The 25,028-nt window shown below is 69.7% G+C and carries 22 protein-coding genes, 4 tRNA genes and 3 pseudogenes; 23 read left to right on the forward strand and 6 right to left on the reverse strand.

The genetic code is table 11. From position 1 onward, the window contains the following. Positions 1 to 145: 145 nt before the first annotated feature. Positions 146 to 227, forward strand: a tRNA-Tyr gene (locus N5I75_RS19870). Positions 228 to 291: 64 nt separating this feature from the next. Here the strand turns inward: N5I75_RS19870 and N5I75_RS19875 are convergent. Continuing rightward, positions 292 to 1,056, reverse strand: coding sequence for a nucleotidyltransferase domain-containing protein (locus tag N5I75_RS19875; protein ID WP_476679260.1), 765 nt, complete (start codon positions 1,054 to 1,056; stop codon positions 292 to 294). Between the two features lie 272 nt (positions 1,057 to 1,328). Here N5I75_RS19875 and N5I75_RS19880 point away from each other — a divergent pair, with 272 nt between their 5' ends. Next, positions 1,329 to 1,547, forward strand: a complete 219-nt coding sequence (locus N5I75_RS19880) for a hypothetical protein (RefSeq protein WP_476679556.1) — start codon at positions 1,329 to 1,331, stop codon at positions 1,545 to 1,547. Between the two features lie 28 nt (positions 1,548 to 1,575). On the opposite strand, the pseudogene N5I75_RS19885 reads toward N5I75_RS19880, so the two are convergent. Both N5I75_RS19885 and N5I75_RS19890 read right to left on the reverse strand, forming a co-directional pair. Continuing rightward, positions 1,576 to 2,231 (reverse strand): annotated as a pseudogene (locus N5I75_RS19885) (SDR family oxidoreductase). A gap of 396 nt (positions 2,232 to 2,627) precedes the next feature. Further along, positions 2,628 to 3,886, reverse strand: a pseudogene (locus tag N5I75_RS19890) (amidohydrolase family protein). Positions 3,887 to 4,078: 192 nt separating this feature from the next. Between N5I75_RS19890 and N5I75_RS19895 the strand changes: the two are divergent. The 10 genes from N5I75_RS19895 to N5I75_RS19940 all read left to right on the forward strand — a co-directional run bounded on the left by N5I75_RS19895 (position 4,079) and on the right by N5I75_RS19940 (position 10,786). Next, positions 4,079 to 4,151, forward strand: a tRNA-Thr gene (locus N5I75_RS19895). Positions 4,152 to 4,197: 46 nt separating this feature from the next. After that, a tRNA-Met gene (locus N5I75_RS19900) sits at positions 4,198 to 4,270 on the forward strand. Between the two features lie 90 nt (positions 4,271 to 4,360). Then, complete coding sequence (rpmG, locus tag N5I75_RS19905; protein WP_003948671.1) at positions 4,361 to 4,525, forward strand: 50S ribosomal protein L33; 165 nt, start codon at positions 4,361 to 4,363, stop codon at positions 4,523 to 4,525. 76 nt (positions 4,526 to 4,601) lie between these two features. Beyond that, a complete protein-coding gene (locus tag N5I75_RS19910; RefSeq protein WP_476679261.1) occupies positions 4,602 to 5,054 on the forward strand; it encodes an FAS1-like dehydratase domain-containing protein in 453 nt (150 codons plus the stop codon). Positions 5,055 to 5,056: 2 nt separating this feature from the next. Further along, positions 5,057 to 5,485 (forward strand): MaoC family dehydratase, encoded by a 429-nt coding sequence (locus tag N5I75_RS19915; RefSeq protein WP_476679262.1) that lies wholly within the window; start codon positions 5,057 to 5,059, stop codon positions 5,483 to 5,485. 141 nt (positions 5,486 to 5,626) lie between these two features. Beyond that, positions 5,627 to 6,184: a TetR/AcrR family transcriptional regulator gene (locus N5I75_RS19920; protein WP_476679263.1), complete on the forward strand. Its 558-nt coding sequence runs from the start codon at positions 5,627 to 5,629 to the stop codon at positions 6,182 to 6,184. Positions 6,185 to 6,297: 113 nt separating this feature from the next. Then, the gene (locus N5I75_RS19925) at positions 6,298 to 7,743 is read left to right on the forward strand and encodes an MFS transporter (protein ID WP_476679264.1); all 1,446 of its coding nucleotides are present in this window, start codon (positions 6,298 to 6,300) and stop codon (positions 7,741 to 7,743) included. Between the two features lie 27 nt (positions 7,744 to 7,770). Then, positions 7,771 to 8,151 (forward strand): DUF3291 domain-containing protein, encoded by a 381-nt coding sequence (locus tag N5I75_RS19930; protein ID WP_476679265.1) that lies wholly within the window; start codon positions 7,771 to 7,773, stop codon positions 8,149 to 8,151. Between the two features lie 60 nt (positions 8,152 to 8,211). Beyond that, complete coding sequence (locus tag N5I75_RS19935) at positions 8,212 to 9,276, forward strand: UDP-N-acetylmuramate dehydrogenase (protein WP_476679557.1); 1,065 nt, start codon at positions 8,212 to 8,214, stop codon at positions 9,274 to 9,276. A gap of 91 nt (positions 9,277 to 9,367) precedes the next feature. Beyond that, positions 9,368 to 10,786, forward strand: a complete 1,419-nt coding sequence (locus N5I75_RS19940; protein ID WP_476679266.1) for a hypothetical protein — start codon at positions 9,368 to 9,370, stop codon at positions 10,784 to 10,786. Here N5I75_RS19940 and N5I75_RS19945 read toward each other — a convergent pair. Next, a complete protein-coding gene (locus N5I75_RS19945) occupies positions 10,783 to 11,421 on the reverse strand; it encodes an NAD(P)-dependent oxidoreductase (RefSeq protein WP_476679267.1) in 639 nt (212 codons plus the stop codon). The genes N5I75_RS19940 and N5I75_RS19945 overlap by 4 nt on opposite strands. Positions 11,422 to 11,561: 140 nt before the next feature. Between N5I75_RS19945 and N5I75_RS19950 the strand changes: the two genes are divergently transcribed. Continuing rightward, complete coding sequence (locus N5I75_RS19950) at positions 11,562 to 12,167, forward strand: TetR/AcrR family transcriptional regulator (RefSeq protein WP_476679268.1); 606 nt, start codon at positions 11,562 to 11,564, stop codon at positions 12,165 to 12,167. A gap of 86 nt (positions 12,168 to 12,253) precedes the next feature. Here N5I75_RS19950 and N5I75_RS19955 read toward each other — a convergent pair whose 3' ends face one another. Both N5I75_RS19955 and N5I75_RS19960 read right to left on the reverse strand, forming a co-directional pair. Next, positions 12,254 to 13,297 (reverse strand): adenosine deaminase, encoded by a 1,044-nt coding sequence (locus N5I75_RS19955; protein ID WP_476679269.1) that lies wholly within the window; start codon positions 13,295 to 13,297, stop codon positions 12,254 to 12,256. Positions 13,298 to 13,443: 146 nt separating this feature from the next. Continuing rightward, a complete protein-coding gene (locus tag N5I75_RS19960; RefSeq protein WP_476679270.1) occupies positions 13,444 to 14,691 on the reverse strand; it encodes a pyridoxal phosphate-dependent aminotransferase in 1,248 nt (415 codons plus the stop codon). Positions 14,692 to 14,904: 213 nt separating this feature from the next. On the opposite strand from N5I75_RS19960, the gene N5I75_RS19965 reads away from it, so the two are divergent. From N5I75_RS19965 to rpoB, 10 genes and pseudogenes are all read left to right on the forward strand, one after another. Then, positions 14,905 to 14,977 (forward strand) — tRNA-Trp (locus tag N5I75_RS19965). Between the two features lie 106 nt (positions 14,978 to 15,083). Then, entirely contained in the window at positions 15,084 to 15,371 is a 288-nt protein-coding gene (gene secE, locus N5I75_RS19970; RefSeq protein ID WP_394433386.1) for a preprotein translocase subunit SecE, read from the forward strand. Between the two features lie 77 nt (positions 15,372 to 15,448). Beyond that, positions 15,449 to 16,345, forward strand: a complete 897-nt coding sequence (gene nusG, locus N5I75_RS19975) for a transcription termination/antitermination protein NusG (protein ID WP_476679271.1) — start codon at positions 15,449 to 15,451, stop codon at positions 16,343 to 16,345. A 198-nt stretch (positions 16,346 to 16,543) separates the two neighbouring features. After that, the gene (gene rplK / locus N5I75_RS19980) at positions 16,544 to 16,978 is read left to right on the forward strand and encodes a 50S ribosomal protein L11 (RefSeq protein WP_398206645.1); all 435 of its coding nucleotides are present in this window, start codon (positions 16,544 to 16,546) and stop codon (positions 16,976 to 16,978) included. 77 nt (positions 16,979 to 17,055) lie between these two features. Then, positions 17,056 to 17,787 (forward strand): 50S ribosomal protein L1, encoded by a 732-nt coding sequence (rplA, locus tag N5I75_RS19985; RefSeq protein WP_476679272.1) that lies wholly within the window; start codon positions 17,056 to 17,058, stop codon positions 17,785 to 17,787. A gap of 141 nt (positions 17,788 to 17,928) precedes the next feature. Continuing rightward, complete coding sequence (locus N5I75_RS19990) at positions 17,929 to 18,621, forward strand: SCO4651 family lipoprotein (protein ID WP_476679273.1); 693 nt, start codon at positions 17,929 to 17,931, stop codon at positions 18,619 to 18,621. An 87-nt stretch (positions 18,622 to 18,708) separates the two neighbouring features. After that, on the forward strand, positions 18,709 to 19,650 hold the full coding sequence (locus N5I75_RS19995; protein WP_476679558.1) for an SCO4651 family lipoprotein: 942 nt from the start codon (positions 18,709 to 18,711) through the stop codon (positions 19,648 to 19,650). Between the two features lie 272 nt (positions 19,651 to 19,922). After that, entirely contained in the window at positions 19,923 to 20,453 is a 531-nt protein-coding gene (gene rplJ / locus N5I75_RS20000) for a 50S ribosomal protein L10 (protein WP_398206652.1), read from the forward strand. A 114-nt stretch (positions 20,454 to 20,567) separates the two neighbouring features. Beyond that, positions 20,568 to 20,954 (forward strand): 50S ribosomal protein L7/L12, encoded by a 387-nt coding sequence (gene rplL / locus N5I75_RS20005; RefSeq protein WP_476679274.1) that lies wholly within the window; start codon positions 20,568 to 20,570, stop codon positions 20,952 to 20,954. Positions 20,955 to 21,536: 582 nt separating this feature from the next. After that, positions 21,537 to 25,019: pseudogene (gene rpoB / locus N5I75_RS20010) on the forward strand (DNA-directed RNA polymerase subunit beta). Positions 25,020 to 25,028 lie beyond the last annotated feature (9 nt).

Below are 25,028 nucleotides of genomic sequence, written 5' to 3' on the forward strand. Positions count from 1 at the left end.
CACCGCGCCGCGTGCAAAGCCTAGCCACCGCCCGGCGCGTCACTGTCGATCAATCGGGTGGCGAAGCACCCCTGTGCATCGGGTATTGTTTACGTCGTTGCCAGCGAGCACCGCCACCGAGCGGAGCACAAGGCAGCGAACCCAAGGCGGTGTGCCCGAGCGGCCAAAGGGAGCAGACTGTAAATCTGCCGGCTCAGCCTTCCCAGGTTCGAATCCTGGCGCCGCCACACTTGGGGGAAGCCCCCTCCGGATTCCGGAGGGGGCTTCGTCGTGTCCGGGGTCCCGGCGCCCTCAGTACGGCTCTACGTAGCCCTCGCGCAGCGGCCCTCCGACGAGATCCAGGACCCTCTCCGCCGCTGCCGCCAGCGGACCCGGGTCGGCGTCCTCCGCGACCGTGCGGTGGCCGGAGAGCAGGGCCGCGCCCAGGACCGGGTCCGCGGCCAGCAGGCGGCGGGGGAGCCAGCGGCCGATGCCCGTCCAGGCGCCGTGGTGCGCGGTCAGCAGGTGAGCCGCCTCACGCAGCGCGGAATCGGCGGTGGCCAACTGCTCGTACCGCTCGTTCGGCGCAGTGTCGAGCAGATCGTCCATGAAGCAGGTCAGGACGTAGCGGCTGCGCTCCCGCTCGGCCGGGGTCAGCGGGGCGGGGCCCGCCGCGAGGAGTTCACGGGCGCGCTCACGGGCCGCGGAGACGTGCCCGTACGGATCGAGCAGCGGGACGCCCTCCTCGTAGACGAACAGAACCGTGCCGCGGCGCAGGCGGCGGTCCCGTTCGAAGCCGGCGGGGAGGTCGCCAAGGGTGCGCAGGAAGAGTTCGACCGGCCTTCCCTCGTGGCGCAGCACCTCGCGGCGACTGGTGTCGTCGTCGGGCAGCAGGACCGCCAGATCCAGGTCGCTGGTCGGCCGCGCGCGGCCCCGCGCCGCCGAGCCGCCCAGCACGGCCCCCAGGGCGTGCGGAAAGCGCTCGGAGAGCAGGCGCAGGGCCTGAGCCGCCAGGGCGGGGTCGGGGGCCGTCTCGGGCGGTGTGAGGCGCCATGCGGGTGACGCGTGATCGTCCATGCGGTACGGGTCTACCGGGCGCCCGTTCCCTGGTCCACCCCCGCACCGGCCCGTCGGCGCCGCGCCAGCAGCGCTTGCGTGCGACGCATGGGCCGCAGGGAGGCTGATGAACCGGCCTGGTGCATACGGGTGTTCGAGCGTCTGGGTTCAACATGAACGCGCTCAACCCTGTGCGCCGGAAAGGCCGAGCAACGCTTCCTCGTGTGCCCGCGGCGATCACGACGCAGACTTGTCTCATGTCACCCATGTCATCCACGTCGACCGCGTCACCGATGCCCTCGGCGTCCCGCCGCCGCGCCTGCCCCGAGTGCCGTCGCGACATCGCCGTCGTCGGGGGCCGCTTCGCCCGCCACGACCCGCCGGGCGCCCGCGCCGCGGGCGAACTGGTGTCCTGCCCCGGCTCTCGCCGCAGGGCCCAGCTCGGGGCGGTGCAGGACACGCTCGACGGGTACGAGGTACCGCACGTCCCCGGACAACTGCCGTTGTTCTAGGCGGCGTTCATTGAACCGCTCGCGGGACTCAGTTCCCGGCGACCGATTTGACGGCCACCGTCACCGGCGCCGAACCGGAGACGAGTTCGAGCGTCAGCCCCGCCGTGGCGGGCGTGTCCACGAGCTCGGCGATGACCGCGGCCACGTCGTCGCGCGGCACCGGACCGCGCCCGGTCGAGGCCTCCAGACGGACGAGCCCCGTGCCCGCGTCGTTCGTCAGGGCCCCGGCCGCAGGATCGTCCAGTCCAGGCCGGTACGGCGGCGTACGTCGTCGTCGGCCGCGCCCTTGGCGCGCAGGTAGACGTCGAACACCTCGTCGCCCTCGTGCGCGGAGTCCGCGCCCATGGACGACACGACGATGTACCGGCGTACCCCGGCCCGCTCCGCCGCGTCCGCGAACAGGACGGCGGCGCCCCGGTCCACGGTGTCCTTGCGAGGGGCACCGCTGTTCGGGCCCGCGCCCGCCGCGAAGACGGCCGCGTCCGCGCCCTGGAGATGCGCGGCGACCTCCTCCACGGACGCCGATTCCAGGTCGCACAGGACCGGTTCCGCACCGGCGGCGCGCAGGTCGTCGCCCTGCTCGGCCTTGCGGATGATCCCCGCGACCTCGTCCCCGCGCGCGGAGAGCACCCGCTCGAGCCGCAACGCGATCTGACCATGACCTCCAGCAATGACAATGCGCATGCCTCCGACCGTACGCCGGGCAACGACAGTTCACCGCGCAACCATGCGCACGCGGGCCCGGCGCGGTCCGTACTCCGGTCATGGCGCGTGCCCGCAGTGCCTGCGGGATGCCGGCCCGTACGCGCGGGTGTCGACCCATACGCGCGGGTGTCGGCTTGTACGCGCACGTGCCCGCAGCGCCTGGGAGTGCCCGCCCGTACGCGCGCGTGCCCGCCGCCCGGTGACGATGCCTCACTGCACAACTAGGCGAGAGGAAAACCCGCTTGGCGTCATGAGCACGTGACGTGCACGCGCCCAGGTGACCCGCACGCGCTCCCGCCCAACCGTCCCACCGAGCCCAACCCCCGCCACCACGCGCGCGTGCCACCGCCCCGCCCCTTCAACGGAAGCCGGGCCCTACCCCGCCCCGCCCCCGTACTTCGCCGCCCGCCCCTGACGCGGCAGGTCCAGCGCCACCGCCGCCGCCGAATCGCAGTACTCCCGTACCGCGCTGGTCCGGGCCACCACCCGGCCCCGGTGGACCACGATCCGGCTGTAGCCGAGGGACAGCACCCCCGCCAGGCGCTCGCCCCGCACGGCCAGCAGCTCCGCCGGGAAGCCCGCCTCCAGGCGCACCTCCGGCAGGCCGAGTGCCGCCCTGGCCGCGGAGCTGACCGCGTCGTACGCGTCCTCGGGGCGCAGGCCGTACCGCGAAGCCAGCAAGTACGCGGCCTCCAGCGGATCGCCCCGCCCCACAGGGTTCGACAGATCCCGCAGCGCGCCGCTGCCCGCGGCGACCCGTACGCCGGCAGTCCGCAGCAGCCGGACGGGGGCCACGTCGCGGCTGTCGACGCCCGCGCAGCCGCCCTGTGGCAGGCACATGGCCGTCACTCCGGCGGCGGCGAGCCGGTCAACGGCGCGGCGTGCCGCCTCGGCGGGCATGCGCGTGAGGCCACCGAGCGGACCCACGGCGACCCCGGAGCGCAGCCCGCCGCGGCTGCCGCGAGCCGTCCGAGCCGCGCCGGGTCCGCCCCGTCCGTGTGCAGGTCGACGGGGCAGCCGTGCTCGGCGGCGAGTTCGAGCACGGCCTCCACGTAGCCGGTCGGATCGGGGTCGAGGTCGGGGCAGCCGCCGACCACGGAGCGCCCATCTTCACGGCGTCGCGCAGCATGGCGAGCCCGTCCGCCCCGGCGACCCCGGTCAGCAGCCGGGCATCGCCACGGTCCGCAGATCGGCGAGGCCCACCAGGGAGCGCCGCGCCTTCAGGGCGGCCTCCATGGAGCCGAGCCCCTCCATGTCGCCGATCCGCACATGGGAGCGCAGCGCGGTGGCCCCGTGGCCCAGCTGCAGCAGAGCGGCCTCGGTGGCCCGGCGCTGGACGTCCTCGGCCTCGTAGGAGACAGGGCCCTCCGCCTCGGCGGACAGGGCCGTGTCGCCGTGCGCGTGCGGCTCGGCGGGGCGGGCAGCAGGAGGTAGCCGGAGAGGTCCACGCGCGCGGTGGGAGCGCCGGTGAGGCTGCCGGCCGTGCCGACCGCCTCGATCCGCCCGCCGCCGAGCCGTACGTCCACGGTCCTGCCGTCGGTGAGCCGGGCACCGCTCAGCAACAGACCGGAGCCGTCGGTCGCGTCGTCCCGGGCGCCGGGGGAGGGGGGCTGCTGAGGCGGGCGGTCGGGCATCGCGCTCCAGAGGGCTCGTCGGGGCTCGGCCCGCGGCAAGATCACGCAGGCTGGTCCGAGCCTAGGACGACGGCGGGGGAGCTTCGAGGAACCCGAAATAGTCGTACAGATGGGGTCCGAGGGGCGGGTGTGCCGCGGGCCCGGAATGGATTTGGGCGATCGGCGGGCAACCGTGTAATGTCTTCATCGCTCGCCCCAATAGCTCAGTCGGTAGAGCGTCTCCATGGTAAGGAGAAGGTCTGCGGTTCGATTCCGCATTGGGGCTCTGGTGTGAAGTTCCCTCACTCTCGGGTGAGGGGTCATCGCATCACAGCGGTGTAGCTCAGTCGGTAGAGCAAGCGGCTCATAATCGCTGTGTCACCGGTTCAAGTCCGGTCACCGCTACTGACAGTAGCCGATTGTGGGGTCGGTCCTTCGATCGGCTACTCTTTTATGCGTTAATCCTGTCCCATCCGTTCGTCAAGGAGCACTCACGTGGCTGCCACCGACGTCCGCCCGAAGATCACGCTGGCCTGCGTGGAGTGCAAGGAGCGGAACTACATCACCAAGAAGAACCGGCGTAACAACCCGGACCGACTGGAGATGAAGAAGCACTGCCCGCGTTGCAACGCGCACACCGCGCACCGCGAAACGCGATAAACAAGGCTCGTACACGAGGCCGTCCCCGAAAGGGGGCGGCCTCGCGTCGTTGACACACCCAGGAGGTGCCGAGTCCATGGCGCTCGACCAGTCCTTCGTGGGGCGGAGCTACCCGCCCACCGCCCCGTACGAGGTCGGCCGGGAGAAGATCCGCGAGTTCGCCGAGGCCGTGGGGGACACCAACCCCGCCTACGTCGACCCCGCGGCCGCACGGCAGCTCGGCCACACCGACGTGATCGCCCCGCCGACGTTCGTGTTCGCGATCACTTTCAACGCCGCGGGCGAGGTCGTGCACGACCCCGAACTGGGGCTCGACTACAGCCGTGTCGTGCACGGTGACCAGAAGTTCGCCTATACGCGGCCGGTCCGCGCGGGCGACAGGTTGACGGTCACATCGACGATCGAGGGCATCAAGTCTCTCGCGGGCAACGACATCATCGACGTCCGCGGCGAGGTCCACGACGAGGCGGGCGAGCACGTCGTCACCGCGTGGACCAAGCTCGTCTCGCGCGCCGCAGAGGGGGCCTGACCATGGCGACGACCATCAGTTACGCCGAGGTCGAGGTCGGCACCGAGCTGCCGGCGCAAACCTTCCCGGTGACCCGCGCCACCCTGGTGCAGTACGCGGGCGCCTCCGGTGACTTCAACCCGATCCACTGGAACGAGAAGTTCGCGGTCGAGGTCGGCCTCCCGGACGTGATCGCGCACGGCATGTTCACCATGGCCGAGGCGATCCGCGTCGTCACGGACTGGACCGGTGACCCGGCCGCCGTCGTCGAGTACGGCGTGCGCTTCACCAAGCCCGTCGTGGTCCCCAATGACGACAAGGGCGCCGAGATCGCCGTGAGTGCCAAGGTCGCGGCCAAGCTCGACGACAACCGCGTGCGGGTCGACCTGACGGCCATGAGCGCGGGGCAGAAGGTGCTCGGCATGGCGCGGGCGGTCGTGCAGCTCGTCTGACCGCCGTTTCGGTAGCTGTGTGTAAGGGGCGTCCTCCATTGAGGGCGCCCCTTACGTGTGCAGAGCGCCTTCTCTGTGTGTCCTTGCGCACAGGCCGGTAAGGGCTTGACGTAGCTAGTGATTGGCCACTAGCTTCCTCGCATGGTCCGGATGAGTGCTGAGGAGCGGCGCGAGAGCGTCATCCGCGCGGCGATGATCGAGTTCGCGCGCGGCGGCTACAAGGGGACGTCCACCGAGGCGATCGCCAAGCGCGTGGGTGTCTCGCAGCCGTACCTCTTCCGCCTCTTCCCGGGCAAGGAGGCCATCTTCCTGGCGGCCGCCCGCCGGTGCTGCGAGCGGACCACGCAGGTGTTCAAGGAGGCGTCCGAAGGGCTCGAGGGTGAGGCGGCTCTGCACGCGATGGGCGCCGCGTACCAGGCGCTCATCGCCGACGATCCCGACGTGCTGCTGATGCAGATGCAGATGTACGTCGCCGTGGCCTCCGCGGAGGCGAGCGGGGACCGGGAGTTCGGCGAGTCGCTGCGGGCCGGCTGGATGGAGATGTACGACACGGCCCGCCTGGCGCTCGGTGCGGATGTGGGCGAGACCACGCAGTTCCTCGCCTACGGAATGCTGATCAACGTCCTGGTGTCCATGGGGTTCCGGCCCGACCACCGGGTCTGGTCCGGCTTCTACGAGACGGTCCAGCCGCAGCAGTGATCGATGCCCCAGTCGCAGCAGTACTTACTGCGCGCCGAAAGGGTGCGCGTCTTCTTGCTCGTAAAAGTTAGTCATCAATAACTAACCACCGGCATGGATCCTGGGGGGACCCGATGTCAGCAACAAAGCCGCAGCAAGACACTCCGACCCGCGCGGGCGCCGTCTGGGCCCTCGTCATCACCAGCGTCGCCGGGTTCATGGCGGCCCTCGACAACCTCGTCGTCACCACCGCCCTGCCCTCCATCCGCGAGGACCTCGGCGGGGCCCTCGACGACCTGGAATGGACCGTCAGCGCCTACACGCTCACCTTCGCCGTGCTGCTGATGTTCGGCGCCGCGCTCGGCGACCGGTTCGGACGCAGGCGCCTCTTCCTGGCCGGTCTGACCGTGTTCACCGGGGCCTCCGCCGCCGCGGCCATGGCCACCGGCATCGAGTCGCTGATCGCGGCACGCGCGGTGCAGGGCGTCGGCGCAGCGATCATGATGCCGCTCACGCTGACCCTGCTCACCGCGGCGGTCCCGGCCGCCAAGCGCGGCATGGCGTACGGCATCTGGGGCGCCGTCAACGGGCTCGCCGTCGCCTCCGGGCCGCTCATCGGCGGCAGCCTCACCGAGCACGTCTCCTGGCACTGGATCTTCTGGCTCAACGTGCCGCTCGGCCTGGCCCTCCTGCCGCTCGCCCGGCTGCGCCTGAAGGAGTCCCACGGTTCCGGCGCCCCGCTCGACATCGTGGGCACCGTCCTCGCCAGCGGCGGGCTCTTCGGCATCGTGTACGCTCTGGTGCGCGCGCCCATGGACGGGTGGACCAGCCCCGTCGTCCTGCTCGGTCTCTTCGCGGGCGCCGCGCTGCTCGCCGCCTTCGTCGTCCACGGCATCCGCGCCAAGAACCCCATGCTCCCCATGCGGCTCTTCCGCTCCCGCGCCTTCGCCGGGGTCAACGCCGCGAGCCTGCTGATGTTCCTCGGCATGTTCGGGTCGATCTTCCTGCTCAGCCAGTTCATGCAGGGCGTCCTCGGCTACTCGCCGACCGAGGCGGGGCTGCGGATGCTGCCCTGGACCGGGATGCCGATGCTGATCGCGCCCGTCGCCGGATACCTGTCCGACCGGATCGGCGGCCGCCCGGTCGTCGCCACCGGCCTGTTCCTGCAGGCCGTCGGGCTCGCGTACTACGCCCTGACGGTCTCGGTCGACGTCTCCTACACCGCCCAGCTGCCCGCGCTCATCATCAGCGGCGTCGGGATGTCCCTGTACTTCGCCCCCGCATCCAACCTCGTCATGTCCAGCGTCCGGACGCACGAGCAAGGCATCGCCTCCGGGTCCAACAACGCCCTGCGCGAGGTCGGCGGCGCACTCGGCATCGCGATCATGTCGTCCATCTTCTCGGCGAACGGCGGCTACGACTCCGCCCAGCACTTCGTGAGCGGCATCGAGCCCGCCCTGTGGGTCGGGTCCGCGGCCGTGGCCCTGGCCGGTGCCGCCACCCTGTTCATCCCGCGGCGCCGCCCCACGGCCGGCACGGCCCGGGAGGCGCGGCCCGCCCCCGTCCTGGAACACGCCTGACAGCGACCGCCGGAAGGGAACACCGCGATGCCGACCCTGCCCTGGACCGCCCCGAACACCCCGCCCACGCGCGCGGAGGCCGTCGTCTTCGCCTCCCGCTTCGAGACCCGCACCCTGTGGGGCGCGCTGAAGTTCCTGCTCCGTACGCCCACGATCTGGCGCCAGGTGAGCCGGGCCCCCGGCGGCTACGGAGCCACACTGAAGGCGGCGCCCCTCAAGCGGACCTTCTGGACCCTGTCCGCCTGGGAGTCCGCCGACGCGCTCAAGGCCTTCGCGGCCTCCGCGCCGCACGGACCGGCCGCCGCCGGACTGCGCGGCCAGATGCGGTCCTTCACCCCGCGCACCTGGCGGACCACCACCGACGAACTGCCCCTCCACTGGAAGGACGCCCTGCGGCGCTTCGAGTGAGCCGGTGACCTCCCGGTACGAGAACGGCCCCGCCCAGGACGGCGGGGCCGTTCTCGTACCCTGGAGCGCGTGCAGGAACTCCACGACGCGCCCCTCGCCCCCCTGACCACCTTCCGGCTCGGCGGCCCCGCCACCCGGCTGCTCACCGCGACGACCGACGCCGAGGTCGTCGACGCGGTGCGCGAGGCCGACGCCGCGGGCACCCCGCTGCTGATCATCGGCGGTGGCAGCAACCTCGTCATCGGCGACAAGGGCTTCGCGGGCACCGCCCTGCGCATCGCCACCAAGGGCTTCGCGCTCGACGGCACGAAGCTGGAGCTTGCGGCGGGTGAGGCGTGGACCGACGCCGTCGAGCGCACCGTCGAGGCGGGGCTCGCGGGTATCGAGTGCCTCGCCGGCATCCCCGGCTCCGCGGGCGCGACGCCGATCCAGAACGTGGGGGCGTACGGCCAGGAGGTCTCCGCCACCATCACCGAGGTGGTCGCCTACGACCGCACGGCGGGCGAGACCGTCACCCTCCCGAACACGGAGTGCGCCTTCTCCTACCGCCACAGCCGCTTCAAGGCCGAACCCGACCGCTACGTGGTGCTCCGGGTCCGCTTCGATCTTGAGGACGCGGGCGGGCTCAGTGCGCCGCTCAAGTACCCCGAGACCGCCCGCGCCCTCGGCGTCGAGGCGGGCGACCGGGTGCCCGCCGCCACCGCGCGCGAGACCGTCCTGAAGCTGCGCGCCGGGAAGGGCATGGTGCTCGACCCGGAGGACCACGACACCTGGTCGGCCGGATCGTTCTTCACCAACCCGCTCCTCACGGAGGAGGAGTTCGCCGCCTTCCACGCGCGCGTGGCCGAGCGGCTGGGTCCTGACGCGAAGGCGCCCGCGTTCCCCGCGGGGGAGGGGCTCACCAAGACGTCGGCCGCCTGGCTCATCGACAAGGCGGGCTTCACCAAGGGCTACGGCACGGGCCCGGCCCGCATCTCCACCAAGCACACCCTCGCCCTCACCAACCGCGGCGAGGCCACCACCGAGGACCTCCTCGCCCTGGCCCGGGAGGTCGTCGCGGGCGTCCGCGAGGCGTTCGGGGTGACGCTGGTCAACGAGCCGGTGACCATCGGCGTACGTCTCTGAGCTGCGAATTCTCATTGACCTGAGCGGTTCTCGCCCCTGATAGTGGCGGCGTCGAGACGATCGGCACGCACATCAGGGGTGGGGACCACACATGCAGGAGAACGACGGGCAGTCCGTGCTGCCCGCCTACGAGCGCGCCCAGACGCTGCTGCGCGCGGGGGAGCTGGCCCAGGCGCGCACCGAGGCGCAGCGGGCCCTCGACGACGGCGGGCCGCACGCGGGGCTCTACGCGGTCCTCGGCCGGGCCCACGCGGCCGAGGACGACGACGACCACGACGCCGAGGCGGAGCGCGCCTACCGGGCTGGTCTCGACGCCTTCCCCGACGATCTCGACCTGCTCGCCGGGTACGCCGAGTTCGGGCTCGCCGGGGACGTCATGGAGCAGCCGGGGCGCCGGGCACGCGGGCAGCGGGCCGCGGACCGGCTGACGGAGCTGGCCCCCGGCTCCCCGCAGGCGCTGCGGGTCGCGGAGGTGTCCCGGCGCGGCGGCGCCGGGCTCCGGCCGCCGTCCCTCGCGTACGTCCAGCGCCACGACGCGAGAGCGGCGCTGAACAGCGGCGTCGCCCTCGACGTCCTGGCACGGCAGGCCCAGGAGGCCGCCCACGCCTGGCCGTACGACCGCCGCCTCGCCGTCCGCGCGGAGACGCTGGCCGCGCTGGCCGCGCCGTACGGGAACCGAGGCATCGTCGCGACCATGCTGAGCGCCCCGTACCGGACCGCGCTCGTGCTGTGCGGGGTGCTGTCCGCCTGGCTGCTCGCCGTGCCCGCGCTGGGCCTGTCCTGGCAGTACTGCCTGCTCGGCCTGGTCGTGACCGTGCCGCTCAGGATGGAGCGCTCCCTGCTGAGGCGGGCCCGCCGCGCGGCCAAGCGACGACTGCCCGCCGGGTACGCGGCGCCCGCGCCCGGCGCCCCGGACGTGCCGCTCCCCACGGGCCGCGAACGAGCCTCCATGGCGCTGGCGATCCTGATCACGGCAGGGGCGGCGTTCGGGTCCGTGGGGTGGCAGTACGCGCGCGCGACGGAGTATCCGCGCTATGTGGCGGTGGTGCCGCAGTCGTTCCACGGGGTGCCGCTGTCCAGGGACATGGACGCCTCCATGGACGCCTTCTTCGCCGGCGGGCCGTTGCCGTCCGGCGCGCGGCCGTTCTCCGGGCTCTACAAGGACGGGGAGACCGGCGTCGTGACCCTCATCGCGGGAGCCACCGGCGACCTGCACGCCGAGGATCCTGACGCCTTGTTCGCGAGCATGCGGGAGGGCGATAGTTCCCTGGGCGGCGGTGCGGAGGACAGCTGGAGCGCCGACCCCGGGACGCTCGGCGGCCGGATGGAGTGCGCTGCCTACCGTCCGGGCGCGGCCGGGCTCATCGTGTGCCTCTGGGTCGACAAGGGCAGCCTCGGCATGGTGATGACCGGCCCCGCCGCCACCCGCGACCACGCGGTGCCGGCCCGGATCGCCAGAGAGCTGCGCCAGGCCACCCTCACCCCGCACGCGGAGAGCGGCACCGTCTAGTACGCCACCCCCACCCCCTGCTTGACCGTCGCCGGGTCGTCCACCATCGCCAGCATCGCGTGCGCCACGTCCGCGCGGCCGATGAAGCGGCCCGCGCGCGGGGAGCCGCCCACGACCTTGCGGTACGTGCCCGTCAGCGGCCTGTCCTGGAGGCGCGGGGGCCGCACCGAGGTCCAGTCCGTCGCGCTGCGCGCCAACTCGGCCTCCATGGCGGTCAGGTCGGTGTAGACGTCCTTGAGGACCGCGCCGATCACCTTCAGCATCGCGCGGTCGGCCAGGGGCGAGTCGGCGGGGTGCGGGCCGACCGGGGCGGCGCTGACCACGACGAGCCGGCGCACACCCTCCGCCTCCATGGCCCTCAGCACCGAACGGGTCAGCTCTGTCGCGACGCCTGTCCGCGCGTCCGCGCGCTTGCGGGCGCCGAGGCCGGACAGGACGGCGTCGCGGCCCGCGACCGCCGGACGCAGCGAGCCGGGGTCGCCCAGGTCGCCCCGGAACACCTCCAGGCGCTCACCCGTGACGGTGAACCGCGCGGGGTCCCGCACGACCGCCGTGACCTCGTGACCGGCGCCGAGGGCCTGCCGGACGATCTCCTGCCCGATGCCTCCCGTGGCACCGAAAACCGTGAGCCTCATGACGTACCTCCAGGTGAGTACCGCAGGACGGAACATGACATGACGGGAAGAACCCAAGTGGTGGGTGAGTGTTCACTCACCCTCTTCACCTTTAGAGTGAGTGAGCACTCACCCTCACGTCAAGCTTGGTTGGAGCCGCCATGGACCAGAAGCCGGCCCGGGTCCGCATCGTCGACGCGGCCCACGACCTCATGCTCGAGATCGGCCTCGCCCGCACCACGACCAAGCAGATCGCCAAGGCGGCGGGGTGCTCCGAAGCCGCGCTCTACAAGTACTTCGCGAACAAGGAGGAGCTGTTCGTGACGGTGCTCAACGAGCGCCTGCCGAAGCTCGGCTCCCTCCTCGGCCGCCTGCTCAGCGAGGGCGGCCAGTACCCCGCCCGCACGATCGAGGAGAACCTCACCGACATCGCCAGGGAAGCGGCCCTCTTCTACGAGCAGACGTTCCCGATGGCCGCCTCCCTGTACGCGGAACCCCAGCTCAAGCACCGCCATGAAGAGGTCATGCGCGAGCTGGGCACAGGTCCGCACCGCCCGATCCAGGGCCTCGACGCCTACCTCAGAGCCGAGCAGAAAGCGGGCCGCATCAGCGCTGGTGCCGACACCTACGCCGCCGCGTCCCTCCTCCTGGGCGCCTGCGCCCAGCGCGCATTCGCGTACGACATGTCCCCGGACCGCAAGCCCCCGCAGCCGCTGGACGAGTTCGCGGCCCACATTGCGCGCACCCTGCTCACAGGAATCGCATGACGGCCGCCCGTTCCAGGGCCGCCGTCGGCGAACTGCCCGAGCGGCCGGCCCCGGGCATCACCCCGTCCCCGCGGGGGCTGTGACGCTCAGGCCGCCAGCCACTCCTCCACCCCGCTGAGCAGCGTCTTCTTGACGTCCTCCGGCGCCGCCGAGCCGCGTACCGACTGGCGTGCCAGCTCGGCCAGTTCGACATCGGTGAAGTCGTGGTGGCGGCGGGCGATGTCGTACTGGGCGGCCAGGCGCGAGCCGAAGAGGAGCGGGTCGTCGGCGCCGAGCGCCATCGGCACCCCGGCTTCGAAGAGGGTGCGCAGGGGCACGTCCTCGGGCTTCTCGTAGACGCCGAGGGCGACGTTCGAGGCCGGGCACACCTCGCAGGTCACCTGGCGGTCCGCGAGCCGCTTGAGCAGCCGCGGGTCCTCGGCGGCCCGCACCCCGTGCCCGATGCGGGTGGCGTCCAGGTCGTCTAGGCAGTCCCGGACGGACGCGGGACCGGTCAGTTCACCGCCGTGCGGCGCGGAGAGCAGGCCACCCTCGCGCGCGATGTGGAAGGCCCGGTCGAAATCGCGCGCCATGCCGCGCCGTTCGTCATTCGAGAGACCGAAGCCGACGATGCCCCGGTCCGCGTACCGCACCGCCAGGCGCGCCAGCGTGCGGGCGTCCAGCGGGTGCTTCATGCGGTTCGCCGCGACCAGGACGCGCATCCCGAGCCCGGTCTCGCGCGAGGCGCTGTCCACCGCGTCGAGAATGACCTCCATGGCCGCGATGAGCCCGCCGAGCCGTGGCGCGTACGACGTTGGGTCGACCTGGATCTCCAGCCACCCGGAGCCGTCCGCGATGTCCTCCTCCGCGGCCTCCCGCACCAGGCGCTGAATGTCCTCGGGTGCTCGCAGGCAGGAGCGCGCGGCGTCGTAGAGCCGCTGGAAGCGGAACCAGCCGCGCTCGTCCGTGGCCCGCAGTTTCGGCGGCTCCCCGCTGGTCAGCGCCTCGGGCAGCCGTACGCCGTACTTGTCGGCCAGCTCCAGCAGGGTCGTCGGCCGCATCGACCCGGTGAAATGCAGATGCAGATGGGCCTTCGGCAACCGACGCACATCACGTCCGTCACGTCGCCCGTCACCTCGTACACGCTCCATCCCAAGATCCTGCCGTACGCGGCTGTCCTACCGGTAGCGCCTTTCTCTTTCGGGGCTGTCCTCGAACGAACAAACGGGAACGAAAAGCGGGCCGCTCCCCAAGGGAACGGCCCGCCCACGCGCGCGTGCAAAGAACGCGAAAAAATTCAGTCCCGCGCCTCGGCCAGCAGCTTCTGCACGCGGGAGACGCCCTCGACGAGGTCCTCGTCGCCCAGCGCGTACGACAGCCGCAGGTAACCCGGCGTGCCGAACGCCTCGCCCGGCACCACCGCGACCTCGGCCTCCTCCAGGATGAGCGCCGCCAGCTCCACGGAGTCCTGCGGGCGCTTGCCGCGGATCTCCTTGCCGAGCAGCCCCTTCACGGACGGGTACGCGTAGAAGGCGCCCTCGGGCTCCGGGCAGACCACGCCGTCGATCTCGTTGAGCATCCGCACGATCGTCTTGCGGCGCCGGTCGAAGGCCTCGCGCATCTGCTCCACGGCGGTCAGGTCGCCGGAGACGGCGGCGAGCGCGGCCGCCTGCGCCACGTTCGACACGTTGGACGTGGCGTGCGACTGCAGGTTCGTGGCCGCCTTCACGACGTCCTTCGGGCCGACGATCCAGCCCACGCGCCAGCCGGTCATCGCATACGTCTTCGCCACGCCGTTGACCACGATGCACTTGTCGCGCAGCTCGGGCAGGATCGCCGGCAGCGACGTGAACTTCGCGTCCCCGTAGACGAGGTGCTCGTAGATCTCGTCCGTCATGACCCACAGGCCGTGCTCGACGGCCCAGCGGCCGATGGCCTCCGCCTCGGCCTCGCTGTACACGGCGCCCGTCGGGTTCGACGGGGAGACGAAGAGCACGACCTTGGTGCGCTCGGTGCGCGCGGCCTCCAGCTGCTCGACGGAGACGCGGTACCCGGTCGTCTCGTCGGCCACGACCTCCACCGGCACACCGCCCGCGAGCCGGATCGACTCCGGGTACGTGGTCCAGTACGGCGCGGGCACGATGACCTCGTCGCCCGGGTCGAGGATCGCGGCGAACGCCTCGTAGATGGCCTGCTTACCGCCGTTGGTCACCAGGATCTGGGACGCGTCGACCTCGTAGCCGGAGTCGCGCAGCGTCTTCGCGGCGATCGCGGCCTTCAGCTCGGGCAGGCCGCCGGCCGGCGTGTAGCGGTGGAACTTCGGGTTCTTGCACGCCTCGATGGCGGCCTCGACCACGTAGTCCGGCGTCGGGAAGTCGGGCTCACCGGCGCCGAAGCCGATCACCGGACGCCCGGCGGCCTTGAGGGCCTTGGCCTTGGCGTCGACGGCGAGGGTCGCGGACTCGGAGATGGAGCCGACCCGGGCGGAGACCCGGCGCTCGGTAGGGGACGAACCGGCGGACGAGGAAGGAGTTGCAGCGCTCATGGGCCCATCGTTCCAGACCCGAAACCCGGCGGGCACACGGGTTTCGAAGACCGTCGCGGCCACTTCTCGTCCGCTCTTGATCCACTGACCCTCCCCATCTGTTCGACGGAGCGCCTCGGAACACGTACACTCACTGCTCGTTGGCCTTCACCGGCCGCACCTTCCAAGCGCACTCCGTGCTTCTGGGCGGATGCGGTACGTTGGGGGAAACAAAGGGTCGTAGCTCAATTGGTAGAGCACTGGTCTCCAAAACCAGCGGTTGGGGGTTCAAGTCCCTCCGGCCCTGCTCACACTCCTTCGCCAGGATGTGTGCGGATGTACGTACTGCATTGCACCGCCGTGCGGCTCAACCGGGCGCGGCACGGCCACGACCCGGAATCAGGTGAGGACGAGTGACGGACGCCGTGGGCTCCATCGACATGCCTGATGCCCAGGATGAGGCGCCGGAGTCCAAGAAGAAGGCCCGCAAGGGCGGCAAGCGCGGCAAGAAGGGCCCCTTCGGCCGCCTCGCTCTCTTCTACCGCCAGATCGTCGCGGAGCTCCGCAAGGTCGTCTGGCCGACTCGCAACCAGCTCACCACGTACACCACCGTGGTGATTGTGTTCGTCGTCATCATGATCGGCCTGGTGACCGTGATTGACTATGGGTTCAGCCATCTCGTCAAGTACGTCTTCGGCTGAGCCGACAGCGGAGGGCGCCGGGACCGGCGCCCCTTTCGCATGTTCCACCCCTATGTATCCAGGAAGAAGCAGCCACCGTGTCTGACCCGAACCTGAACGAGGCGACCGAGCCCGTCGAGTCCGCTGAGGACGAGCGCGACATCGTCGAGGCGGCGGACGCCGCGGAGCCGGACCAGGCCGAGGCTGCCGACATCGCCGCCGGTGAGCCCGCCGAGGAAGCGGCCGTCACCGAGGACGAGCCCGCCGAGGCCGTCGAGGGTGACGTCGACGCCGACACCGAGGACGACGCCGTCGAGGCCGAGGCCGAGGCCGATGCCGAGGACGACGTGGAGGAGGCGGCCGAGCCCGCCGAGCCGGTCGACCCCGTCGCCGCCCTCCGTGACGAGCTGCGCGGCCTGCCCGGCGAGTGGTACGTGATCCACACCTACGCGGGCTACGAGAAGCGCGTGAAGGCCAACCTCGAGCAGCGCGCCGTCTCGCTGAACGTCGAGGAGTTCATCTACCAGGCCGAGGTCCCCGAAGAGGAGATCGTCCAGATCAAGAACGGCGAGCGCAAGAACGTCCGGCAGAACAAGCTGCCCGGTTACGTTCTCGTCCGCATGGATCTGACGAACGAGTCCTGGGGTGTCGTCCGCAACACCCCCGGCGTCACCGGCTTCGTGGGCAACGCCTACGACCCCTACCCGCTGACCCTGGACGAGATCGTCAAGATGCTCGCCCCGGAGGCCGAGGAGAAGGCCGCCCGCGAGGCCGCCGAGGCCGAGGGCAAGCCGGCTCCGGCCCGCAAGGTCGAGGTCCAGGTGCTCGACTTCGAGGTCGGCGACTCGGTCACCGTCACCGACGGCCCGTTCGCCACGCTCCAGGCGACGATCAACGAGATCAACGCCGACTCGAAGAAGGTCAAGGGTCTCGTCGAGATCTTCGGCCGTGAGACCCCGGTCGAGCTCAGCTTCGACCAGATCCAGAAGAACTAGCAGCAACCGGTTCTTACTGGAACACATCGCTTCCGAACAGGTCAGACGGGCTCGTAAAAGCCTGTCTGACCTGCTCGGTTTTTGGCCGCGCATCAATACCCGTTATCGTTGTGCGGTATGCCTCCATCCGGATGATCCGGACGATCATTCGCAAGGGTGGCGGCTGAACACTCTCACTAAGACCCGGAGAGAGAGCACATGCCTCCCAAGAAGAAGAAGGTCACGGGGCTCATCAAGCTCCAGATCCAGGCCGGCGCCGCCAACCCGGCTCCGCCGGTCGGCCCCGCGCTGGGCCAGCACGGCGTGAACATCATGGAGTTCTGCAAGGCCTACAACGCCGCGACCGAGTCGCAGCGTGGCTGGGTGATCCCGGTGGAGATCACGGTCTACGAGGACCGCTCCTTCACCTTCATCACCAAGACGCCGCCGGCCGCGAAGATGATCCTCAAGGCCGCTGGTGTCGAGAAGGGCTCCGGCGAGCCCCACAAGACCAAGGTCGCGAAGATCACCGACGCGCAGGTCCGCGAGATCGCCACCACCAAGATGGCCGACCTCAACGCCAACGACCTGGACGCCGCCGCGAAGATCATCGCCGGCACCGCCCGTTCCATGGGCATCACGGTCGAGGGCTGACCTCACCCCCGTAGGTACCACCGTGGAAGGGCCTGCTCGGCCCGGACCACGACTCCTCTAGAACTCAGGAGCAGTAAGTGAGCAAGCGCAGCAAGACTCTCCGCGCTGCGGACGCCAAGGTCGACCGGGACAAGCTCTACGCCCCGCTCGAGGCCGTCCGTCTCGCCAAGGAGACCTCCACGACCAAGTTCGACGGCACCGTCGAGGTCGCCTTCCGCCTGGGTGTCGACCCGCGCAAGGCCGACCAGATGGTCCGTGGCACCGTGAACCTGCCGCACGGCACCGGCAAGACCGCCCGGGTCCTGGTCTTCGCGACCGGTGACCGTGCTGCGGCCGCGGAGGCCGCCGGCGCCGACATCGTCGGCTCCGACGAGCTCATCGACGAGATCTCCAAGGGCAACCGCCTGAACGAGTTCGACGCCGTCGTCGCCACCCCGGACCTCATGGGCAAGGTCGGCCGCCTCGGCCGCGTGCTCGGTCCCCGTGGCCTCATGCCGAACCCGAAGACCGGCACCGTGACCCCGGACGTGGCCAAGGCCGTGAACGAGATCAAGGGTGGCAAGATCGAGTTCCGCGTCGACAAGCACTCGAACCTGCACTTCATCATCGGCAAGGTGTCGTTCGACGACAGCAAGCTGGTGGAGAACTACGGCGCCGCGCTGGAGGAGATCCTCCGTCTGAAGCCGTCCGCCGCCAAGGGTCGCTACATCAAGAAGGCCGCGATCAGCACCACGATCGGCCCCGGCGTTCCGGTCGACCCGAACCGCACCCGCAACCTCCTCACCGAGGAGGACCCGGCGGCGGTCTGAGCTGCAACGCTCAACTGAAGTCGGCAACGGGCCCCGCACCTGGTTCAGGTGCGGGGCCCGTTCCTCTTTTCCGCCCCACGCGCGCGGAGCACTGCGCTAGCGTCGCGGTGACCGCACGGGCCGGGGGAGCGGAGACAGCGGGTGGTACACGCGTACGTACGGCGATGGCTCGGCCTGACCGCAGCCTGCGGGCTGCTCGTGGGCTGTGGCGGCCAGGGGCCCGACCAGGACGCCGTGGACGCGCTGCGCACGGCCCAGGAGAAGGTCGCCGCGGCGGGCTCGGCCCGCGTAGAGGCGACGATGGACACCGGCGACCGGCTCGCCTCGCACAGCGCGGGCACGCTCAGCTGGTCCGACGGCGTACGCGGGACGCTCACCGTCCGGGTCACCGGTGGTGACATGGCCGCCTCCACGCGCGCGTTGGGCGGAGATCCGTCGCAGACGCGCTTCCTGCCGGACGCCTACTACACGCGGATGACCGACCGGTTCGCCGCCTCCCAGGGCGGCAGGCACTGGATCCGCCACGCCTACGACGCCGCCGGGAGCGACCTCAGCCCGGCCGACGCGCTCAAGGCGCTCGTCGCCGCGAAGGACGTCCGCAGGGTCGGCGAGGAGACCGTACGGGGCACCCGTACCGGCCACTACCGGGGCACGTCCGCGGGGCAGCACATCGACGTCTGGGTCGACTCCCGCCACCTCCTGGTGCGGCGCACCCAGCGCTCCGGCGACTTCACCAGCACCGTCCACTACCGCGACTACGGCGCCTCCGCGGCCGCCGAGCGCCCGCCCCTGCGGGACACCGTCGACTTTCAGGACGTGTCGGGCAATGGGTGATCATCGGGACGCCGAAACCGTCGCGATGTCCGAGGCGTCAGTTACTGTGCGATGAGTGTGTTGAGTACACATGTTCCTAGGGGTGGGATCGAGATGACTGCTGTACGACGTACGGTCGGCGCCGCCGCCGTCACCGCGCTGCTTTGTACCGGTGCTGTGGCCTGCGGAAACGACGCGGGCAAGAGCGGCGATAAGGCCACCGAGGTGTCCCAGTCGCACGCCGAGGTGACGCAGGCGCTGACGGCGGCCTACAAGAAGACCGCCGACGCCAAGTCCGCCAAGGTCGAGATGACCATGAAGACGCCGGCCGCGCTCGGCGCCGACGGCGGCACCATGAAGATGAGCGGCACCATGGGCTGGGACCCGACCGTCATGGATATGACGATGTCCGGCTCGGCGTTCACCGCGGGCGACGCGGACATGCCGAAGAGCATCCGCATGGTCTGGCAGGACAACGTCATGTACATGGACATGGGGGCCAAGGCCGCCGCGGACATGGACGGCAAGCGCTGGATGAAGATGGACCTCGGCGCCGTGGCGGAGTCGTCCGGGGACGAGGCGCTCAGCCGCCAGATGACCGGCAGCCTGGAGAGCGCCAACCAGGACCCGGCCCAGCAGATCGCGGTCCTCCTCGACTCGCCGAACCTCAAGCACCTCGGCTCCGCGCAGATCGACGGCGTGCAGACGCAGCACTACAAGGGCAAGCTCAGCGTCGACGAGATGGTGGCCAAGAACGACTCGCTGAAGGTCCTCGACAAGGCGGACCGCGACGAGCTGCTCAAGAACATCAAGAAGGCCGGCATCAAGGACTACGACACCGAGCTGTGGGTCAACGAGGACGACCTGCCGGTGCGGCTCGACGTCACCATGGACAGCCCGCAGGGCGCCGTCGAGATCTCCGAGAAGTTCTCGGACTACGGCTCGGCCGTCAAGGTCCAGGCGCCGCCCGCGAACCAGACCTACGACCTCATGGAGATGCTGAAGGAGCTCGGTGCCGCCGCGAGCGACAGCGCGGACACCGGCGTCTGAGTGCGCGCGGCAGCGGATTTGCCTGCCGCGCGCCCCTTGACGTAATCTTCCACAGAAGCCAAAGACCGCTGGTCGTTGCCGTGCGCTCGCAAGAGCATTCGGTGGCCGAAGGATCCGTTGTAATTGCGGACGACCCGCGCAGGTGACTGTGGAAGTACTCCTGGATTCTGTGGGATCCGGTTGAGTTCACGCCCTGGCGCCTGCGCCGGGGCGTTTCGTTTTCCCAGCCTCCTTTTGAGCGGTCCTCATCACCCGGAAGGAGGCCGACGCTTATGCCGACGCCCGACAAGGCTGCCGCGGTAGCCGAGCTCACGGACAAGTTCCGCAGCTCGAACGCCGCCGTGCTGACCGAGTACCGGGGTCTCACCGTGGCCCAGCTCAAGCAGCTGCGCCGCTCCCTCGGTGAGAACTCCGAGTACGCCGTGGTGAAGAACACGCTGACCAAGATCGCGGCCAACGAGGCCGGGATCGACACGCTGGACGACCTCTTCACGGGTCCGACGGCGGTTGCCTTCGTCACCGGTGACCCGGTGGAGTCGGCCAAGGGTCTTCGTGACTTCGCCAAGGACAACCCCAACCTCGTCATCAAGGGCGGTGTCCTTGACGGCAAGGCGCTCTCCGCCGACGAGATCAAGAAGCTCGCGGACCTCGAGTCCCGCGAGGTTCTGCTCAGCAAGCTGGCCGGTGCCTTCAAGGGCAAGCAGACGCAGACTGCTCAGCTCTTCCAGGCGCTGCCCTCGAAGTTCGTCCGCACCGCGGAGGCGCTTCGTGCCAAGCAGGCCGAGCAGGGCGGTGCCGAGTAATTCGGCTCGCGTCATGACCCTCGCCGCTTAGGCGAGAGGTCGTAGCGGGCCGACCGTACGCCCGCCTTACATGTACATCCGGCACCAGCCGAATTAGTGGAAGGATCGCCCATCATGGCGAAGCTCAGCCAGGAAGACCTGCTCGCCCAGTTCGAGGAGATGACCCTCATCGAGCTCTCCGAGTTCGTGAAGGCCTTCGAGGAGAAGTTCGACGTCACCGCCGCCGCGGCCGTCGCCGTTGCCGCCGGTCCGGCCCAGGGTGGCGGCGACGCCGCTGCCGCCGAGGAGCAGGACGAGTTCGACGTCATCCTCACCGGCGCCGGCGAGAAGAAGATCCAGGTCATCAAGGTCGTGCGTGAGCTGACCTCCCTGGGTCTGAAGGAGGCCAAGGACCTCGTCGACGGCACCCCGAAGCCGGTCCTCGAGAAGGTCGCGAAGGAGGCCGCCGAGAAGGCTGCCGAGTCCCTCAAGGCCGCCGGCGCCTCCGTCGAGGTCAAGTGACTTCGCGAGTCTGCTGACTCTCTTGCGGAACTGCCCCTGAGCGGGCTGTAACGCTGACGTACCGAAGGGCGATCACCCAACTGGGTGGTCGCCTTTCGGCGTTGCTGGCTCGCCCGACGACGGTGCCTTGCACAGCCGTTCGCGCGGAGTATGGTGATCTTCGTCGTGCCTGGGGCCACGCTCTTCGGCCAGGAGGGGGCCTTGACGAACCGCACGCAGCGCGCAATTCTCAGGACGCGTCGTCACATCCGATCCGGTTCCGAGGCATGGATCGGCGACGAAGAGGGCAGTAAGGATGTGCGCTCAGCGCACAAGGCATGCCGCAGACAGTGAACGGTTGAGAACAACGAGGGTGTCAAAAAACCCGCACTGGACATCAGTGGGCCTTCTGGCTACACTGTCCCTTTGCGCTGCCTGTTAGCTGCTCCCTGCCCGTCACCAGGGGCATGCCCTCGCTTGAGCACTGTGGATTGAACCAGCCCTGACCTGGCCTTTTGGCCGAGGTGGGGGAGGATCGGCCGCACAGCCCGGCTTGGGACCGGTACGCGCGTAGTGAGTCCGAGCCCTCGGAAGGACCCCCTCTTGGCCGCCTCGCGCAACGCCTCGACCGCGAATACGAACAACGGCGCCAGCACCGCCCCGCTGCGCATCTCCTTTGCAAAGATCAAGGAGCCCCTCGAGGTTCCGAACCTTCTTGCGCTGCAGACCGAAAGCTTTGACTGGCTGCTCGGCAACGACGCGTGGAAGGCTCGTGTCGAGGCGGCTCTCGAAAGCGGACAGAACGTCCCCACGAAGTCCGGTCTGGAGGAGATCTTCGAGGAGATCTCCCCGATCGAGGACTTCTCCGGGTCGATGTCTCTGACCTTCCGCGACCACCGCTTCGAGCCTCCGAAGAACTCGATCGACGAGTGCAAGGAGCGCGACTTCACGTTCGCCGCCCCGCTCTTCGTCACCGCCGAGTTCACCAACAACGAGACCGGCGAGATCAAGTCCCAGACGGTCTTCATGGGCGACTTCCCGCTCATGACGAACAAGGGCACCTTCGTCATCAACGGCACCGAGCGTGTCGTCGTGTCGCAGCTGGTCCGTTCGCCGGGTGTCTACTTCGACTCCTCCATCGACAAGACGTCCGACAAGGACATCTTCTCCGCCAAGGTCATCCCCTCGCGTGGTGCCTGGCTCGAGATGGAGATCGACAAGCGCGACATGGTCGGTGTGCGCATCGACCGCAAGCGCAAGCAGTCCGTCACCGTCCTGCTCAAGGCGCTCGGTTGGACGACCGAGCAGATCCTCGAGGAGTTCGGCGAGTACGAGTCCATGCGCGCCACCCTGGAGAAGGACCACACCCAGGGCCAGGACGACGCGCTGCTCGACATCTACCGCAAGCTCCGCCCGGGCGAGCCGCCCACGCGCGAGGCCGCTCAGACGCTGCTCGAGAACCTCTACTTCAACCCGAAGCGCTACGACCTCGCGAAGGTCGGCCGCTACAAGGTGAACAAGAAGCTCGGCGCCGACGAGCCGCTCGACGCCGGTGTGCTCACCACCGACGACATCATCGCCACGATCAAGTACCTGGTGAAGCTGCACGCCGGTGAGACGGAGACGATCGGCGAGTCCGGTCGTTCGATCATCGTCGAGACCGACGACATCGACCACTTCGGCAACCGTCGTATCCGTAACGTCGGCGAGCTCATCCAGAACCAGGTCCGTACGGGTCTCGCCCGTATGGAGCGCGTCGTGCGCGAGCGCATGACCACCCAGGACGTCGAGGCGATCACGCCGCAGACCCTGATCAACATTCGCCCGGTCGTGGCGTCGATCAAGGAGTTCTTCGGTACGTCGCAGCTGTCCCAGTTCATGGACCAGAACAACCCGCTCTCGGGCCTGACGCACAAGCGTCGTCTCAACGCCCTGGGCCCGGGTGGTCTCTCCCGTGAGCGGGCCGGCTTCGAGGTCCGGGACGTGCACCCGTCGCACTACGGCCGCATGTGCCCGATCGAGACGCCCGAAGGCCCGAACATCGGTCTGATCGGCTCCCTCGCCTCGTACGGCCGGATCAACGCGTTCGGCTTCATCGAGACCCCGTACCGCAAGGTGACCGACGGTGTCGTCGGCGACGACGTCGACTACCTGACCGCGGACGAGGAGGACCGGTTCGTCATCGCGCAGGCCAACGCGCCGCTGACGGACGAGCTCCGCTTCGAGGAGTCCCGCGTCCTGGTCCGCCGCCGTGGCGGCGAGGTCGACTACGTCCCCGGTGACGACGTCGACTACATGGACGTGTCGCCGCGCCAGATGGTGTCGGTCGCGACCGCCATGATCCCGTTCCTCGAGCACGACGACGCCAACCGTGCCCTCATGGGCGCGAACATGATGCGTCAGGCCGTGCCGCTGATTAAGTCCGAGGCGCCGCTCGTCGGCACCGGCATGGAGTACCGCTGCGCCACCGACGCCGGCGACGTGCTCAAGGCCGAGAAGGACGGTGTGGTCCAGGAGGTCTCCGCGGACTACATCACCATCACCAACGACGACGGCACGTACACCACGTACCGCCTGCACAAGTTCTCCCGCTCGAACCAGGGCACCTCGGTCAACCAGAAGGTTGTCGTGGACGAGGGCGCCCGCGTGATCGAGGGCCAGGTCCTGGCCGACGGTCCCGCCACCGAGAACGGCGAGATGGCGCTCGGCAAGAACCTGCTGGTCGCGTTCATGCCGTGGGAGGGTCACAACTACGAGGACGCGATCATCCTGTCGCAGCGCCTCGTGCAGGACGACGTCCTCTCCTCGATCCACATCGAGGAGCACGAGGTCGACGCCCGTGACACCAAGCTCGGCCCGGAGGAGATCACCCGGGACATCCCGAACGTCTCCGAGGAGGTCCTCGCCGACCTCGACGAGCGCGGCATCATCCGGATCGGTGCCGAGGTCGTCGCCGGCGACATCCTCGTCGGCAAGGTCACGCCCAAGGGTGAGACCGAGCTGACGCCGGAGGAGCGCCTGCTCCGCGCGATCTTCGGTGAGAAGGCGCGCGAGGTGCGCGACACCTCGCTGAAGGTGCCGCACGGTGAGATCGGCAAGGTCATCGGCGTCCGCGTCTTCGACCGTGAAGAGGGCGACGAGCTGCCGCCGGGCGTGAACCAGCTGGTTCGTGTCTACGTGGCGCAGAAGCGCAAGATCACGGACGGTGACAAGCCGCCGGCCGCCACGGCAACAAGGGTGTCATCTCCAAGATCCTGCCCATCGAGGACATGCCGTTCCTCGAGGACGGGACGCCGGTCGACATCATCCTGAACCCGCTGGGTGTGCCGTCCCGAATGAACCCGGGACAGGTCCTGGAGATCCACCCGGCTGGCTCGCCAGCCGCGGCTGGGACGTCTCCGGCCTCGGCGACGAGTGGGCGCAGCGCCTCCAGGCATCGGGCGCCGACCAGGTCGACCCCGGCACCAACGTCGCCACCCCCGTCTCGACGGTGCGCGTGAGGACGAGCTGGCCGGTCTGCTCCAGCACACCATCCCGAACCGGGACGGCGAGCGCATGGTGCAGCCGACCGGTAAGGCGAGGCTGTTCGACGGCCGCTCCGGCGAGCCGTTCCCGGACCCGATCTCCATCGGGTACATGTACATCCTCAAGCTCCACCACCTGGTCGACGACAAGCTCCACGCCCGTTCGACCGGTCCGTACTCGATGATCACCCAGCAGCCGCTGGGTGGTAAGGCCCAGTTCGGTGGCCAGCGCTTCGGTGAGATGGAGGTGTGGGCGCTGGAGGCATACGGCGCCGCGTACGCCCTCCAGGAGCTGCTGACCATCAAGTCCGACGACGTCACCGGCCGCGTGAAGGTCTACGAGGCCATCGTCAAGGGCGAGAACATCCCCGAGCCCGGCATTCCTGAGTCCTTCAAGGTCCTCATCAAGGAAATGCAGTCCCTGTGCCTCAACGTGGAGGTGCTGTCCTCGGACGGCATGTCCATCGAGATGCGCGACACCGACGAGGACGTCTTCCGCGCTGCGGAAGAGCTCGGCATCGACCTGTCCCGGCGCGAGCCGAGCAGCGTCGAAGAGGTCTGACGGGAGTCC

The organism is Streptomyces sp. R818 (assembly GCF_056172735.1).

Coding starts and splice junctions, on each gene's coding strand:
- N5I75_RS19875 (WP_476679260.1), bottom strand. CDS start 1,056: ATGGACGATCACGCGTCACCCGCATGGCGCCTCACACCGCCCGAGACG.
- N5I75_RS19880 (WP_476679556.1), top strand. CDS start 1,329: ATGCCCTCGGCGTCCCGCCGCCGCGCCTGCCCCGAGTGCCGTCGCGAC.
- N5I75_RS19910 (WP_476679261.1), top strand. CDS start 4,602: ATGGCGCTCGACCAGTCCTTCGTGGGGCGGAGCTACCCGCCCACCGCC.
- N5I75_RS19915 (WP_476679262.1), top strand. CDS start 5,057: ATGGCGACGACCATCAGTTACGCCGAGGTCGAGGTCGGCACCGAGCTG.
- N5I75_RS19920 (WP_476679263.1), top strand. CDS start 5,627: ATGGTCCGGATGAGTGCTGAGGAGCGGCGCGAGAGCGTCATCCGCGCG.
- N5I75_RS19925 (WP_476679264.1), top strand. CDS start 6,298: ATGTCAGCAACAAAGCCGCAGCAAGACACTCCGACCCGCGCGGGCGCC.
- N5I75_RS19930 (WP_476679265.1), top strand. CDS start 7,771: ATGCCGACCCTGCCCTGGACCGCCCCGAACACCCCGCCCACGCGCGCG.
- N5I75_RS19940 (WP_476679266.1), top strand. CDS start 9,368: ATGCAGGAGAACGACGGGCAGTCCGTGCTGCCCGCCTACGAGCGCGCC.
- N5I75_RS19945 (WP_476679267.1), bottom strand. CDS start 11,421: ATGAGGCTCACGGTTTTCGGTGCCACGGGAGGCATCGGGCAGGAGATC.
- N5I75_RS19950 (WP_476679268.1), top strand. CDS start 11,562: ATGGACCAGAAGCCGGCCCGGGTCCGCATCGTCGACGCGGCCCACGAC.
- N5I75_RS19955 (WP_476679269.1), bottom strand. CDS start 13,297: ATGGAGCGTGTACGAGGTGACGGGCGACGTGACGGACGTGATGTGCGT.
- N5I75_RS19960 (WP_476679270.1), bottom strand. CDS start 14,691: ATGAGCGCTGCAACTCCTTCCTCGTCCGCCGGTTCGTCCCCTACCGAG.
- rplK (WP_398206645.1), top strand. CDS start 16,544: ATGCCTCCCAAGAAGAAGAAGGTCACGGGGCTCATCAAGCTCCAGATC.
- rplJ (WP_398206652.1), top strand. CDS start 19,923: ATGCCGACGCCCGACAAGGCTGCCGCGGTAGCCGAGCTCACGGACAAG.
- rplL (WP_476679274.1), top strand. CDS start 20,568: ATGGCGAAGCTCAGCCAGGAAGACCTGCTCGCCCAGTTCGAGGAGATG.